Raw genomic sequence first — 12,202 nt, forward strand, 5'->3', positions numbered from 1 at the left:
TCAGGCCTTCGGCTCCGCCTTCTCGTCGCCGGGCAGCGGATAGTCGGCACCTTCCCAGGGCGAGAGGAAATCGAACTTGCGGAATTCCTGGTTGAGCCGCACCGGCTCGTACAGCACCCGCTTTTCCTGGTCGTCGTAACGCACCTCGACAAAGCCGGTGAGCGGAAAGTCCTTGCGCAGCGGATGGCCGTCGAAACCGTAATCGGTCAGCAGGCGGCGCATGTCGGGATGGCCGGTGAAGATCACGCCGTAGAGGTCGTAGGTCTCGCGCTCGAACCAGTCGGCGCCCGGAAAGACGTCGATGATCGACGGCACCTGCGTGGTCTCGTCGGCTTCCGCACGCAGGCGAATACGCGCGTTCAGCGTCGGCGACAGCAGATGGTAGACGACGTCGAAGCGCTTCCCGCGGCCGGGATAGTCCACCGCGGTGACGTCGGTGATGTTGACGAAGCGGCAGGCCGGATCGTCGCGCAGATATTTCACGACCTCGACGATCTTCTCCGCTTTCACGTCGATGGTGAGCTGGCCGAACGCCATCGAATGGCCGGTGGCGGCGCCGCCGAGCGCGCTAACAATCGTCTGCCCAAGGGCGTCGAGCTTGCCGTCGTCCATGATCAAAAAACCTTAGCGTTCGATGGTGCCGATGCGCCGGATCTTCTTCTGCAGCAGCAGCACGCCGTAGAGCAGCGCTTCCGCGGTGGGCGGACAGCCGGGCACGTAGACGTCGACGGGCACGATGCGGTCGCAGCCGCGCACCACCGAGTAGGAGTAGTGATAGTAGCCGCCGCCATTGGCGCAGGAGCCCATCGAGATGACGTAGCGCGGCTCCGGCATCTGGTCGTAGACCTTGCGCAGCGCAGGGGCCATCTTGTTGGTCAGCGTGCCCGCGACGATCATCACGTCGGACTGCCGGGGCGAGGCGCGCGGGGCGAAGCCGAAGCGCTCGACGTCATAGCGCGGCATCGACACCTGCATCATCTCGACCGCGCAGCAGGCCAGACCGAAGGTCATCCACATCAGCGAGCCCGTGCGCGCCCAGGTGATCAGATCGTCGGCGGCGGCGACGAAGAAGCCCTTGTCGGAGAGTTCGTGATTGACCTCGAGAAAAAACGGATCGCTCGCACCGACCGGCTTGCCGGTGGCGGGATCGAGAATGCCCTTCGGCGCCGGCGCAATCGCCGGAGAGGAGGTTACCAGAGAGGACTCGGCGGTCGGGCTCAATCCCATTCGAGCGCGCCTTTCTTCCATTCATAGGCAAAGCCGACGGTGAGGACGGCGAGGAATACGAACATCGACCAGAAGCCGGTCGCACCCAGCTTTCCGAACGCCACCGCCCACGGGAACAGGAAGGCCACTTCGAGGTCGAAGATGATGAAGAGGATCGCCACCAGATAGAAGCGGACGTCGAACTTCATGCGCGCGTCGTCAAAAGCGTTGAATCCGCATTCATAGGCGGAGAGCTTTTCCGGGTCGGGCTGCTGATAGGCGACCAGGAACGGGGCGATCAGAAGCGCCAGCCCGATCAGGCTCGCGACCCCGATGAATACGACAAGGGGTAGATAATTCTGCAGGATGCCGGTCATCGGCCACGCCTTTTCCCGCGGCCTCGCGCCTTGGCCACAGATTCGTTGATTGGAATTGTTCTTGAGGCTTAGCGCAGCGCAACAGGGCGCGCAAGGCAAGCAATTTTGACGCTTTTTCCCGCCTCGCCGCGGTCAACCCGGCCCCCAAAAGCTGCGTCCGTGTCAGCCGAGGTCACGCTCGTCGGCGAGCATGCGGACGGCCTTCTCGGTCAGCCGATCGATATGGTCGAGCAGCATCGCCACCTCGGCTTCACTGAGTTCCGCAAGGAGCCGCCGGTTGCGCTCCTGCCCACCGGCCACGATGGCGTCATGGGCGGCGAGACCGGCCTTGGTCAGCGATATCAGCACCTCCCTGTTATCCCGAGGATTGACCGCCTTGGCGACGAGCTTGCGAGACACCAGGTCGGCGAGCGCACGACTGATCTGCCCCTTGTCGAGGCCGACCGCCTCGGCAAGCCGGACCACGCTCATCGGCGGGTGTCGGCCCAGATTGGCGACAAGGCCATATTCCACCGAGGAAAGTCCGGCCGTGCGCTTGTAGCGCAACATCGCCCCGCGCTTGAGCAGGTTGGCGAGCACCATCAGCCGCGACGACATCATCGCGGTGATCGGGGCGAGTTCCCCACCCTGCTCCGCCCCACCCTTCGGCAGATCGGTCTGTTTCGGCTTCCGGCCCATGGCAAAGCTCTGCCAACAAAGCCTGCTTCTGCCAAGCCTCCAGGTTCTGCCGAGCCTCAAGGAGGAGATCGTTGACTTTGTCATCAATATGACATTTAGTGCCGAAAGCAAAGCAACGACTGCGGCAGAAAAGACCGCGGCGGGGAGGAACGCCATGACTATCACCCAGCGTGATCGCGACCTCGGCACGGCCTACGCCCTGCGCGAGCCCTCGACCCGGACCGAGCTGACATCGGTCGGCCGCGGTACCCCGATGGGTGAGTTGATGCGGCGCTACTGGCACCCCGTTGGGCTCGTGGGTGACGCCACCGATATCCCCAGAAAAGTGCGGGTGCTCGGCGAGGATCTGATCCTTTTCCGCGATGGCAAGGGCAATCCCGGCCTCCTGCACGCGCGCTGCTGCCACCGCGGCACCACGCTGTATTACGGCAAGGTCGAGGACGACGGTATCCGCTGCTGCTACCACGGCTGGAAATTCGACATCGAAGGCAACTGCCTCGAGCAGCCCTGCGAGCCCGACGGCGGCCTGTTCAAGGACAAGGTCCGCCAGCCCTGGTACCCCGTCGAGGAGCGCTACGGGTTGATCTTCGCCTATATGGGCCCGGCCGATAAGAAGCCTGTGCTGCCGCGCTACGACTGCCTGGAGACGATGGACGAGGACGAGTTCGTCGAGGCGGACGACTCGTCGATCGGCGGCGGCGGACCCGCGATCATCCCCTGCAACTGGCTGCAGCATTTCGAGAACGTGGTCGATCCCTACCACGTGCCGGTGCTGCACGGCTCGTTCAGCGGACCGCAGTTCACCAACATAATGGCCTCGATGCCCGAGGTGAGATTCGAGATGTCGCCGCGCGGCGTCACCGTGCGCTCGATCCGCAATCAGGACAACGGAACGGTCTTCTATCGCGTCACCGAGGCGGCCCTCCCCACGCTCCGCGTCGTGCCCAATCCGCGGGTGGCGCAATTCGCCCGTGTCGAATCCATCGGCTGGACCCTGCCGATCGACGATACCTCGTTCCGCATCTATGTCGCCGGCCGCGTGCGCAATGCCGGCGACATCTCCCGCATGCGCTCGAAGTTCAACGGAAAATTCTGGTGGGACATGACCGAAGTCGAACACCAGCAATTTCCCGGCGACTACGAGGCGCAGGTCGGCCAGGGCATGGTGACCATCCATTCGGAAGAGCATTTTAGTCAGAGTGACCGCGGCATCGTGATGATCCGCCGCATGCTGAAGGACCAGCTGGAAGCGCTGGCCGCGGGGCGCGACCCCATCGGCGTGTCGTTCGATCCGAACGTGCCGCCGGTCGAATTCGAGGCGGGGAATTTCATACGCGAGGCGTAACGGCGCCCGCAAAAGCCAGAAAACAAGAATCGTTTGGGGGAAGAACCATGGTCGATGTCGCGCCGCAGGCTGTCACCCGATCCGACGCTGCCGCAAAACCCTCGCCCACGCGCTATTACGTGCTTGGGCTACTCACGATCGTCTACGCCCTCAACTTTCTCGACCGCACCATTTTCAACGTTCTGATCGAGCCGATCAAAAAGGAGTTCGCGCTGAGCGACACCATGATGGGCCTGCTCGCGGGCTTCGGCTTCGTGCTGTTCTACTCGATCTGCGGCATTCCGATCGCGCGCATCGCCGACCGCATCAACCGCCTCAACATCGTCGCGATCGCCTTTGCGTTCTGGAGCGCGATGACGTGCTTCTGCGGCATGGCACAGAACGTCACCATGATGACGCTGGCCAGGATCGGCGTCGGCATCGGCGAGTCCGCAGGCACGCCCGCCTCGCAGTCGATGATCGCCGATCTCTTCAACAAGAACGAACGCCCGCGTGCGCTCGGCATCTACGCCATCGGCACCTATCTCGGCGTCTTCCTCGGCTATTTCATCGGCGGCTACGTCAACCAGCACTATGGCTGGCGAACGGCCTTCTTCGCGGCAGGCCTGCCCGGCATCGCGCTCGCCGCGGTGTTGTGGCTGACGGTGTCGGAGCCGAGGCGCGGCGCGCAGGCCGAGACCTTCACGCCGGAAACGCTTGGTCCCACGCTGCGCTTTCTCGTCACGTCGCGCACCTTTCTCATCGTGCTGATCGGCTTTTGGCTGACCACCTTCACCAACTACGCGACGGCGGTGTGGATCCCGCCCTTCCTCGCCCGCGTGCATCATCTGAGCAGCGCGGAGATCGGCACCTATGCCGGCACCTTCAAGGGTTTGTGCGGCATGGCCGGCACCTTGATCGGCGGCCTCGTGGTTGCGCAGATCAGCCAACGCGATGACCGCTGGAAATTGTGGGCGCCGGCGACCATGTCGGGCCTTGCCGGTCCGGTGTTCGCGGTCTGCTTCATGACGAACAGCTTCGCCGCGATGGTCGCGGCACTGGCGCTGGGCTCGTTCCTGGTCGGCTTCCATCTCGGGCCGATCTTTGCGATCGCCCAGACGGTGGCACGTCCCAGCATGCGGGCGCTGGCGTCCGCCATCATCCTGCTTTCTGCGACCTGCTTCGGCCAGGGCGTCGGCCCGCTGGTGGTGGGCGCGCTGAACGATGTCCTGAAGGCCGACTTCGGCGCCCAGGCGGTGCGCTATTCGCTGCTGTCGACGGCAGTGACGACCATGCTGGGGGCGCTACTTTTCGTGGTCGCGGCGCGCTGGATCCGGAGCGACATCAAGCGGGCGGATTGAGCCGGTAACGGTATCCAGACGCCGGCAAGCGGCCGACCCCTAGCGAAAACCCGGCGAAACGGCCCGAAAAACCGGCCGGATGAAACCATTTTGCCGGAATCGCGAAACGATCCTGAAACAGAGGGGGAGTACGTGTTTGAGCCATAGAGGCGGCACAGTCCGTCGGGAGGCTTAGATGAACCACTCCATTCATTCAGCGGACAAGGCGACCCACCTGAAGATTGTGGTCGTCGCGCTCGTGGCCGGTATTGCGGTGGCCGCGCTCGGTATTTCCGCCCGTACCAATGCTGATTATTCCCAGACCGCTCACGTCGTGAAGGCCGGCAAGCCGGTGGTCGTCACCAGCTCGGACATTTCCAAGGTCCAGTAAGACCAACGCCTTCTCACGCAACGAAAACGGCCGCCTTCGGGCGGCTTTTTTGTTGGCGGCTGAAGCGTTTCAGCCACAGCGGAACCTCGCGCCCGACGGTATGCTGCTGCAAATTTTGATCCGAGGGCCGGTTGATGAGGAAGATAGTTCTTGGACTCAGCGCGGCGGTGTTGGGTGCAACGTCCGCTTCGGCAGCCGATTTGGCCGCGAGGCCCTACACCAAGGTGCCGGCGCCTGTGATCTCCGTCTACAACTGGACCGGCTTCTATGTCGGTATCAATGGCGGTGGCGGCTCCTCCCGCAAGTGCTGGGATTTGGTGGAATTTTTCGGCGCGGCCGTTAATCCGATCCAGGCAGAAGGCTGTCACAACGCAACCGGCGGCACTGCCGGCGGACAGGTCGGCTATCGCTGGCAGGCGACCAACTGGGTATTCGGCGTGGAAGCGCAGGGTAACTGGGCGAACTTCAGGGGCAGCAACGCCAATACCTCGGCGTTTGGCGGCGGCGTCACCGATGTCAGCAAGATCGATGCGTTCGGCCTGTTTACCGGCCAGATCGGTTATGCCGTGAATTCCGTCCTGTTTTATGTGAAAGGCGGCGCGGCCGTCGTCCGCGACAAGTATGACATTCAGGTCACTGCGACCGGCGTGTCGACTTTTGCCGGCTCCGAAACCCGGTGGGGTGGCGCGGTCGGCGCAGGCGTCGAATTTGGCTTCGCACCAAACTGGTCGGTTGCCCTCGAATACGATCATCTGTTCATGGGGCGAAGCGATGTTCGGTTGAACTCAACCCCGGCGTTTGCCCCGATTGCAGCGACCAGCACGCATCGCATTGGCCAAGATGTCGATATCGGAACGGTTCGGGTGAACTACCGGTTCGGCGGGCCGGTCGTGGCGAAGTACTGACCGCATCCGGTTCCGACCAAAGCGACTTCAAAGCCCCGTATAATCGGGGCTTTTTCGTTGCCGGTGCCTTGATGAATGTCGATGCCGGGCTCTGATCGGAATGGCGCGAGAGACGGGACTCGAACCCGCGGCCTCCGCCGTGACAGGGCGGCGCTCTAACCAACTGAGCTACTCCCGCGAATTGCCGAATTCAGCTCGATCCGCGCAGGATCGAGGGCATAAAGGCGTCCCCCCGCTTAGTCAAGGCAAGTTGCAAACCCCTGCACCGGAAGGGTGATCTGGGCGGCGGGCGCGGCACAAAGTCCGGCCTTTTCAGGCCGAAACAGCATGGTCAGCCCTGCCCCGAATCAAATAAGGCCTGATTTGGCTCGATCGCCGCAAGCCTGTTCCGGCCGGCGCTACAGGCCGTCCCGAGGGAACGCCGACATGGCGAAAAAAGCAGCTAGCCCAACCACCGTCACGCTGAAGCACCTGGCAGCGGAGATTGCCGACGGCCAGGACATGTCGAAGAAGCAGGCCGAGGCCATTCTCACCGACCTGGTCAGCCGGATCACACGGCATCTCAAGAAGGGCGAGCGCGTCCGCATCGTCGGCCTCGGCATCCTGCGCGTGCGCCGGCGCGCCGCCCGCATGGGCCGCAACCCCGCCACCGGCGAACCCGTTCCCATCAAGGCGAGCAAGAAGGTCGCGTTCCGCCCCTCCAAGGAACTGCAGGAAGCCATCTGACCGGCTCGCTGCAATCATCAAGACAGCGTCATTCCGGCTCGCGATTGCGGCCCCCGGAATGGCGCTGTCTTGCTATACAGGCCCGCCCTCACTCCCACGCGCCAAGCGGATTTCATGGCCCTCGATTTCAAGCACAACGTCACCGAACGTTTCCTGCGCTATGTCGTGATCGACACCCAGTCGGATCCGGCATCCGCCACCTGCCCTTCGACCGAGAAGCAGAAAAACCTCGGCCGCCTGCTTGCCGCCGAGCTGAAGGCCATGGGGCTCGCCGACGCCCATCTCGACGAGCACGGTTATGTCTATGCGACCATTCCGGCGAACACGTCGAAGAAGGTCCCGGTGATCTGCTTCTGCTCGCACATGGACACCTCCCCCGACTGCAGCGGCGCCAACGTCAAGCCGCAGATGGTGAAGAACTACCGCGGCGGCGACATCGTGCTGCCGGCGGATCCGACGCAGGTGATCCGCGTCGCCGAGCATCCGGAATTGGCCAACCAGATCGGCCATGACATCGTCACCACCGACGGCACGACGCTGCTCGGCGCCGACAACAAGGCCGGCATTGCCGAGATCATGGATGCGGCCGAGTTCCTGATCCGGAACCCCGGCATCCGGCACGGCACGATCAAGATCCTGTTCACGCCGGACGAGGAGATCGGCCGCGGCGTCGACAAGGCCGATCTGAAGAAGCTCGGCGCCGACTTCGCCTATACGATGGACGGCGAGACCGCCGGCACCATCGAGGACGAGACCTTTTCCGCCGACGGCGCCAGGATCACCATCCAGGGCGTCAGCGCCCATCCCGGCTTCGCCAAGGGCCGGATGGAGCATGCGATCAAGATTGCCTCCGCCATCGTCGACCGCCTGCCGAAGGACACCTGCTCGCCGGAAACCACCGAAGGCCGCGAAGGCTTTCTGCATCCGACCGGCATCGACGGCGCGCTGGAGAGCGCAACTATCGATCTCATCGTGCGCGACTTCACCGAGCAGGGCCTGAAGCAGAAGGAAGCGCTGCTTCAATCCATCGTCCAGGACGTGATGAAGGACTATCCGCGCTCCACGTACCGGATCGAGGTCAAGCCGCAATACCGCAACATGAAGGGGGTGATCGACCGTCACCCCGAGATCGTCGACTACGCGATCGAGGCGATCCGCCGCGCCGGGCTGACGCCGGTGAAATCCTCGATCCGCGGCGGCACCGACGGCTCGCGGCTGTCGGCCCTGGGCCTGCCCTGCCCCAACATCTTCGCCGGCGAGCACGCCTTCCACTCGCGCCTGGAATGGGTGAGCCGGCAGGACATGGAGAAGGCGGCAGAGACCATCGTGCATCTGGCGATGATCTGGGAAGAGCGGGCATAAGGGGCCAAACGCAAAATCGCGAAAACAACCCCATGCAAAGTAGAATGGGGCCTAAAGCGCGATGATATTGGGACGAAACGTCATCGCGCTCTAGGTTATTGTTTGCGCATGATCTTTTCGGAAAACCGCTTCACACTTTTCCGGATCATGCGCTAGGAAGCGCGCGCAGTGACGATCCAGATCGCGCCCGGGAGCAGCACCGCGTCCCCCTTGGCGAAGGGCGCGAGCGCATCGCGGATCGACTGGATGGCGGCGGCAACCACCTCGGGCGGGTGCCCCTCCAGGGCACGGCTGGCCGGCCCGATCTCGAGCGCGCCCTGCACGGCGGCTTCCAGCCCCCGGCCGGCGGCGATGTCGAAGGTGAGCGGACAGGCTTCCATCGCAATGTCGGTGAAGCCGGCCTCGCCAAGGATTCGCTTCACCCGCGCTTCATCGGCGAATGCGAACGGTCCGGGATCTTCCGGTCCGAGCTGCGGCATCTTCGGCACGTGCCTGTAGACCGCCATCAGCGGCGCCATCATCCAGCCATTCTCGCGCGGCTCGCGCCAGCACGCGAAGGCGAGCCTTCCATTCGGCCGCAGCGCCGTGCGCAGGTTCCGGAACGACAGCACGGGATCGGCGAAGAACATCACGCCGAAGCGCGACACCGCCTGATCGAAGCTCTGGGGATCGAAGGGATAGACGGTAGCGTCGGCCAGCACGTAATCGGCCGGCGCCTCCCTGGGCGTCAGCTGGCGCGCGCGCTCCAGCATCGGCACGGAAATATCGATGCCGAGCACATGGCCGGACGGCCCGACCTGTCGGGCCAGCTCGATGGCGATGGCGCCGGTGCCGCAGCCGATGTCGAGGATGCGCTGGCCGGCCTGCGCGCCGATGCGCGCGATCAGCCGCTCCGTGACCGGCGCGAGCAGCACGTCCTGCACGGACTGGCGCTCGGTCCAGTGCCGGCCGGCAACCCCGTTCCAGAATGCGATCTGATCGGCGTTGCGGTCATGGCCTTCAGGCAAGCTCATCGCGCTCAATTCGAACTCGTCCCCGTCCTGGTCTTCTTGGCGGCCGGCGCCTTGGCTTCCGGCTTCGCCGAATTGTCGCTGCGCACATTGCCCCAGGGATCGACGTCTTTTTGCGCCGGAATGTTGCCGAGCGAACGCTTGTATCTGTCCTCGGCTTCCCTTTCCTGGCGTTTTTCTTCCAGCGTCTTGTCCTTGGGCACTTCGCCGTATTTGGGAATGGGTTTTTCCTGCGCGAATGCCGGACCGGCCAGGAAGACGGCGATCACTGCAGCGGCGACAACTCTCATGCGCATGCTCCCGATCATTTTCGTCGCGCTCGGCTCAGAAAATCCAAACGCTACGGTAACGGTCCGTCTTCGTCGCTACGCGACTTCGGCGCGACAGCCCTCGCCCTGCGATCTCCGGCTCGCCGAGCCGTAGCCCGAAGGGCAAAGGCTGGTGGGCGGCTACGGATTCGAACCGCAGACCCTCTCGGTGTAAACGAGATGCTCTAACCAGCTGAGCTAGCCGCCCTCGCCTTCCTGTTTAGCGCTGCCGTGCGGGCCAGCGCAAGCGCGGCAAACAACGCAAGAACGGCACCCCGAGGGACGCCGTTTTCGTCATATTTGCGTCGCTTTGCCGCCGCCGGGCATCAGCCACGGGTCCTCTCGTAGGCGTGCAGACTGCACCGGGCAGCTACCAGAAGCGGCGCGTCGATACCTGCCTGCGCCGCCCGGTCGGCGAGGTCGCCGATGGTGTGTTCGCCTTCGGTGGGGCGGCCGAGCACGGCGTCTCGCCGGGCACCAGCGGGGTGCCCATCGCCGCCTACCAGTTCACGCTGAACACGCAGTCGAGCGCTGGCGAAAAGATGACATTCGTGACGATGCAGTCCGGGATCGGTCAGTCGCAGACTTCCCGGTTCATGGGAGGGACGTAGCCGGCGTTGCCGCCGTACTTGCCGTCGTAAACCAGGCGACATCCTTTTTGGACCGGTCTGCAACCTCCTTGGCCGCAGACATACTGCGTAGCCGCTTGCGGTTTGGGCGGAGCCGCATTCGGCCGCTCCGCTTGCTGCCGGGCAGCGTTCGGCTCCTCGCGCTTCGCCGTGGGTTTCTTCACCTCTATCTTCTCGCAGGTGTTGTCATCGCCGACCTCGTAGCCTCTGCGGCAGGTGATCTTTGAGCAGCGGTCGCCGTCGGCCTTGAAGCCATGATCGCAGATCAGCGGGCAGATGCGCCCCGCCTTGCCCTTCACGGCGTCCAGCGCGTCAATGCTCGCTATCTTGACGTCCAGCTTCATACCTGAGTGCTTGATGAAGAGGTCGAGGGCCTTCTGCGACGCCGCGTTCCAGTTACCATCCACCGTGCCGGTGCTGCAGCCGACCCGGCGCAGTTCGATCTGTAGCGCGCGCGGGAGATCGACAGCAGGCTTATCCTGCGGGTCTGCCGGTGCCACGGCCGCGACCTGCTTCTTCTCTTCTGCAGGCTTCCCGGCTGCCAACCGCGCCAGATCGAGGGCGGCCTGCGCCTCCTCGGCCTGCCTGGCTTTGTCCGCCAGAATTCGTGCCTTCTCCTGTTCGGCGACTCTCGCCTTCTCGGCAGCAGCAGCCTTTTCCTGTTCGACCTGCTTCGCCTTCTCCGCCGCGATGCGGGCCTCTTCGGCCGCCTTCGCAGCAGCGGCGGCCTTGGCCTGCTCCGCTTGCCTTGCGCCTTCGGCCGCCAGGCGTGCCTTCTCCTGTTCGGCGAGACGAGCTTTCTCTACGGCTGCGACCCTTGTCTCTTCGGCCGCGATCCGTGCCAACTGTCCCTTCGCTAGGCTCGCGTAGAAGCCCTCGGGATACTGCGCGAGGAACGCGGTCCAAACGTCCCTCGTGCCGATCTGGAGCGCCAGCTCGTAGTCGCGCCGAACTGATGACTGAGGATCAGCTTGCGGCCCCGTGGCAGCGGGCTTCGCCGCAACCAGCGGAACGTCATCGCCGCCCAGAGAGCCGTAAACGTAGGGCTCCTGCTTGTTTCCGGTGTTCTTCAGGACGTCGTCGCGGACGTAGCCGAAGGCTCGACGCAGGTCGAGACCTGGTTTGACGACATGGTTCACCAGCGCCTTCGTGAACGGGCTGTTCTTGCCGTCGCCATCAGATGCAGTCGAGCCCGCCTTCGAGGCAAACGCAATCAGGGTGTTCGGGCTGGTCGGCTCGACCTTGGCCAGGCCTCGACCGATGGCGCGAGCGGCAAGCGTACGCTTCATCGACCTTGTGAAGGGGCTGTCCCGGCACGCATCGAGGATCACCAGCCGCAGCTTCTTGGCGGGCTCGACCGACACCAGGACGCGCTCTAACGACATCGCCTCGTCGTAGATGTCGATGTCTCGCTCCAGGACGGCGTCGACCGGAACAAGGTAGTTCACGCCGTCGACCTCGATGCCATGACCTGCATAGTAGATGACAGCAACGTCGGCATCGCGGGACTTGTCTACGAAGTCGCGCAGAGCCCGTCGCATGTCAGCGATCTTGAGGTCGCGGCGGAGACTGACATCGTCGAAGCCCGCCGTCTTCAGGGTCTCGGCCACCAGGGCCGCGTCATTGGCGGGGTTGGGAAGCCGGGCCACCTTGTCATAAGAGGAATTGCCGATGATCAGGGCAACCCGCTTCTCTGCGAGCGCCGGACTTCCCATGAAGCACCAGATCGCCAGCAGCAGCCCCAACCCGATGTTGCGAAGCACGCCCATTGCAGTCCCAAGATCGCACCCAGAGCAGGGTCATTTCAAGCGCCGGCGGCGGTCTTTTCTGTGAGGTTGGTCACGTCCCATGGCGCAGTTTCGCGACTGCACCATAGGCGGTGATTGGGATGACGATGACCGGAAGCGTGCGCTGCCGGCAGGCGATCCTGCAGGCAAGATCGGGTG

General features: G+C 63.9%; 14 protein-coding genes and 2 tRNA genes. 7 read left to right on the top strand and 9 right to left on the bottom strand.

The window, feature by feature from the left end; translation table 11 throughout:
- The 4 genes from HZB49_RS10525 to HZB49_RS10540 all read right to left on the bottom strand — a co-directional run bounded on the left by HZB49_RS10525 (window position 1) and on the right by HZB49_RS10540 (window position 2,261).
- The gene (locus tag HZB49_RS10525; RefSeq protein ID WP_291610830.1) at window positions 1-612 is read right to left on the bottom strand and encodes an NADH-quinone oxidoreductase subunit C; all 612 of its coding nucleotides are present in this window, start codon (window positions 610-612) and stop codon (window positions 1-3) included.
- A gap of 12 nt (window positions 613-624) precedes the next feature.
- A complete protein-coding gene (locus HZB49_RS10530; RefSeq protein ID WP_291610833.1) occupies window positions 625-1,227 on the bottom strand; it encodes an NADH-quinone oxidoreductase subunit B in 603 nt (200 codons plus the stop codon).
- On the bottom strand, window positions 1,218-1,583 hold the full coding sequence (locus HZB49_RS10535) for an NADH-quinone oxidoreductase subunit A (protein WP_291610835.1): 366 nt from the start codon (window positions 1,581-1,583) through the stop codon (window positions 1,218-1,220). Before HZB49_RS10535 ends, HZB49_RS10530 begins: the two co-directional genes overlap by 10 nt.
- A 162-nt stretch (window positions 1,584-1,745) precedes the next feature.
- On the bottom strand, window positions 1,746-2,261 hold the full coding sequence (locus tag HZB49_RS10540; protein WP_291610837.1) for a MarR family transcriptional regulator: 516 nt from the start codon (window positions 2,259-2,261) through the stop codon (window positions 1,746-1,748).
- 154 nt (window positions 2,262-2,415) lie between these two features.
- On the opposite strand from HZB49_RS10540, the gene HZB49_RS10545 reads away from it, so the two are divergent.
- The 4 genes from HZB49_RS10545 to HZB49_RS10560 all read left to right on the top strand — a co-directional run bounded on the left by HZB49_RS10545 (window position 2,416) and on the right by HZB49_RS10560 (window position 6,221).
- On the top strand, window positions 2,416-3,606 hold the full coding sequence (locus HZB49_RS10545) for an aromatic ring-hydroxylating dioxygenase subunit alpha (RefSeq protein WP_291610839.1): 1,191 nt from the start codon (window positions 2,416-2,418) through the stop codon (window positions 3,604-3,606).
- A gap of 47 nt (window positions 3,607-3,653) precedes the next feature.
- Window positions 3,654-4,946: an MFS transporter gene (locus tag HZB49_RS10550; protein ID WP_291610841.1), complete on the top strand. Its 1,293-nt coding sequence runs from the start codon at window positions 3,654-3,656 to the stop codon at window positions 4,944-4,946.
- A 175-nt stretch (window positions 4,947-5,121) separates the two neighbouring features.
- The gene (locus tag HZB49_RS10555) at window positions 5,122-5,316 is read left to right on the top strand and encodes a hypothetical protein (RefSeq protein WP_291610843.1); all 195 of its coding nucleotides are present in this window, start codon (window positions 5,122-5,124) and stop codon (window positions 5,314-5,316) included.
- 134 nt (window positions 5,317-5,450) lie between these two features.
- Complete coding sequence (locus HZB49_RS10560) at window positions 5,451-6,221, top strand: outer membrane beta-barrel protein (RefSeq protein ID WP_291610845.1); 771 nt, start codon at window positions 5,451-5,453, stop codon at window positions 6,219-6,221.
- A gap of 101 nt (window positions 6,222-6,322) precedes the next feature.
- Here HZB49_RS10560 and HZB49_RS10565 read toward each other — a convergent pair.
- A tRNA-Asp gene (locus HZB49_RS10565) sits at window positions 6,323-6,399 on the bottom strand.
- Window positions 6,400-6,647: 248 nt separating this feature from the next.
- On the opposite strand from HZB49_RS10565, the gene HZB49_RS10570 reads away from it, so the two are divergent.
- The gene (locus tag HZB49_RS10570; RefSeq protein ID WP_291610847.1) at window positions 6,648-6,947 is read left to right on the top strand and encodes an HU family DNA-binding protein; all 300 of its coding nucleotides are present in this window, start codon (window positions 6,648-6,650) and stop codon (window positions 6,945-6,947) included.
- 114 nt (window positions 6,948-7,061) lie between these two features.
- Window positions 7,062-8,309 carry a peptidase T gene (pepT, locus tag HZB49_RS10575; RefSeq protein WP_291610849.1) on the top strand — a complete coding sequence of 416 codons (1,248 nt, stop codon included), beginning with the start codon at window positions 7,062-7,064 and terminating at the stop codon, window positions 8,307-8,309.
- 152 nt (window positions 8,310-8,461) lie between these two features.
- Here pepT and HZB49_RS10580 read toward each other — a convergent pair whose 3' ends face one another.
- The 3 genes from HZB49_RS10580 to HZB49_RS10590 all read right to left on the bottom strand — a co-directional run bounded on the left by HZB49_RS10580 (window position 8,462) and on the right by HZB49_RS10590 (window position 9,835).
- A complete protein-coding gene (locus tag HZB49_RS10580; protein ID WP_291610851.1) occupies window positions 8,462-9,322 on the bottom strand; it encodes a methyltransferase domain-containing protein in 861 nt (286 codons plus the stop codon).
- A gap of 5 nt (window positions 9,323-9,327) precedes the next feature.
- Window positions 9,328-9,609 carry a hypothetical protein gene (locus HZB49_RS10585; protein ID WP_291610853.1) on the bottom strand — a complete coding sequence of 94 codons (282 nt, stop codon included), beginning with the start codon at window positions 9,607-9,609 and terminating at the stop codon, window positions 9,328-9,330.
- 149 nt (window positions 9,610-9,758) lie between these two features.
- Window positions 9,759-9,835, bottom strand: a tRNA-Val gene (locus HZB49_RS10590).
- A gap of 142 nt (window positions 9,836-9,977) precedes the next feature.
- Between HZB49_RS10590 and HZB49_RS10595 the strand changes: the two genes are divergently transcribed.
- The gene (locus HZB49_RS10595; protein ID WP_291610855.1) at window positions 9,978-10,238 is read left to right on the top strand and encodes a hypothetical protein; all 261 of its coding nucleotides are present in this window, start codon (window positions 9,978-9,980) and stop codon (window positions 10,236-10,238) included.
- On the opposite strand, the gene HZB49_RS10600 is transcribed toward HZB49_RS10595, so the two are convergent.
- Window positions 10,202-12,025 (bottom strand): caspase family protein, encoded by a 1,824-nt coding sequence (locus HZB49_RS10600; RefSeq protein ID WP_291610857.1) that lies wholly within the window; start codon window positions 12,023-12,025, stop codon window positions 10,202-10,204. The genes HZB49_RS10595 and HZB49_RS10600 overlap by 37 nt on opposite strands.
- Window positions 12,026-12,202 lie beyond the last annotated feature (177 nt).

The organism is Bradyrhizobium sp. (genome assembly GCF_016219575.1).
GTDB lineage: Bacteria > Pseudomonadota > Alphaproteobacteria > Rhizobiales > Xanthobacteraceae > Bradyrhizobium.